The sequence below is a fragment of the Aerococcus sp. L_32 genome (assembly GCF_050689315.1).
Map to the genome: position 1 here is coordinate 1 of NZ_JBOEQF010000354.1, position 2007 is coordinate 2007.

Annotated in this window: 2 protein-coding genes and 1 riboswitch; both genes read right to left on the bottom strand. The window is 38.4% G+C overall.

Going from position 1 to position 2007, the window contains the following annotated elements:
* The coding region (locus ACRCJ0_RS12840; RefSeq protein WP_431390675.1) for a helix-turn-helix domain-containing protein at positions 1–606 on the bottom strand (606 nt) is incomplete at its 3' end.
* 122 nt (positions 607–728) lie between these two features.
* Positions 729–1619, bottom strand: a complete 891-nt coding sequence (gene dapA / locus ACRCJ0_RS12845; RefSeq protein WP_431390676.1) for a 4-hydroxy-tetrahydrodipicolinate synthase — start codon at positions 1617–1619, stop codon at positions 729–731.
* 168 nt (positions 1620–1787) lie between these two features.
* A riboswitch (Lysine riboswitch) is annotated at positions 1788–1936 on the bottom strand.
* Positions 1937–2007: the final 71 nt, after the last annotated feature.

The following is a 2007-nucleotide window of genomic DNA, read 5'->3' on the forward strand; positions in this document are numbered from 1 at the left end:
GTCTTTTCGGTAGGAATCAACAATAAAATGTTTAATTTCGTAGGCTAAAATTTCTCTTTCAGACATCTCTAATCGGTTTTGGTTTGAAGCAGAAGAAAGTCGACACAATTCAAGGAATATGGTCGATACAATACTAAAGATCATTTTCTTTTGAATATTATCTTCAGGTCGTTTCAATTCCAACTGTAATTGAATCAAAGTTTGTAGTAGATGTTGCCAAGTGACGAAAGAGAAACTGAAGACATGGGGTTCATCAAAAATGTGTTTAACTTCAGGTGTTTCCACAAAATCATTGGCAATGGCATCTAAGTAAGGTTCGCCTAGGGATAAAATATAGGCATATATTTTTTCTTCTGTTGGTTTGTGGTCGTCAACGTGAGGACCACAGTCTTTTTCCGGTATGATTAACCGTCTCATAATCGGTTCAGGTAAGACAACAATTTGACGCACAGTGACGTCAATTTTCTTGTCGGCTAACTCAATAGAGAAGGGTCTAAGGGGAATCAAGAGTTCGTTTCGATGGAAAGAAGAACGATTATAAATGTCAACCATTTGCCGATCAACTTTTTTTAGTTTGATTCGAAATGGTGGTGTTCCAGTTGGCATAAATCAAAACTCCTATTTTACATATTCAATCTATCACTTATCAGCTGCAATAAAAGAAAGAGCGTGCACTCATAAGTTACACACCCTTTAATATACCACAATTTACTTCAGAATTGAAAAGACTATAGCAAATTCAATCGTTTCATTTCAGCTTCTAGTGCAGCCACTGTTTCCTCTTGGGCAGGGACTAGTGGTAGACGCACTGAACCGGTATCAAAACCAAGCATAGACATGGCTTTTTTGATTGGAATTGGATTTGGTTCACTGAATAAAATATCGATTAACGGTTTAAAAGACGTTTGAATTTCAGCCGCTTTTTTAAAGTCGCCATTTAAGGCATAATGAGTCATTTCATGTACTTGTTTTGGTGCAATGTTAGCCAAAACAGAAATCACCCCTTGGCCACCCAAACTCATTAATGGAATAACCGTATCGTCGTTTCCAGAGTACACATCAAAATCAGGACCAACGTGGTAACGCGCATCCACTGCATTGGCTAAATCACCAGTTGCATCTTTAATCGCGACAATGTTTTCGATATTTTTAAGTTCCGCCAATGTTTTTGGTGCAATAGACATACCTGTACGTCCTGGCACATCATATAAGATAATAGGCGTCGTTTTTACAGCATCTGCAATGGCACTATAATGCGCCAATAAACCAGCTTGGCTCGTTTTTAAATAATAAGGCGTTACAGAAAGAATAGCATCTGCACCTGCGGCTACACAGCCTTTCGTTAATTGGATCCCGTGGGCAGTATCATTAGACCCTGCACCAGCAATCACGGGCACACGGCCATTGACTTTTTCCACGCAGAATTTTACTAATTCAACTTGTTCTTCGTCAGTTTGTGTTGAAGCTTCACCAGTTGTTCCGGCAACGACAATGGCATCTGTACCATTTTCAATTTGAAATTCAATCAACTCCGCAAACACATCGTAATTGATATTTTGTTCTAATGAATTATCGTAAGGGGTAACGATGGCTACCGCAGAACCTTTAAAAATTGTCATGAGAATCCTCCTATATTGTTCGCACTTTGTAATTGTCTTTATGAAAAACGATCAGATAGCTTGAGTATAAAAAAAGGCAGACAAGAGCATCACTCTATGTCTACCTAGGAAAACGTGTCAAAAAATACTGATAGCATTCAATAACCCTAACAGTTTTTAATCCCTAGCATAAGACAAGCGCTCCGCACCTTAATGGGCATTAAGGTTTGACAGGGATAACCCTCTTAGGTATTACCCCCAACACAGAAAATCTGCATTTCGGCACAACCACCTTTCACCATCGGCTACTGATTGGTTGCGCATCCTCTATATCTATACTTTCTATTTGTATAATCGTTAGTTTAAAATTAACATGACTATCCACTAAAGGCAAGGATTAAATGAAAAA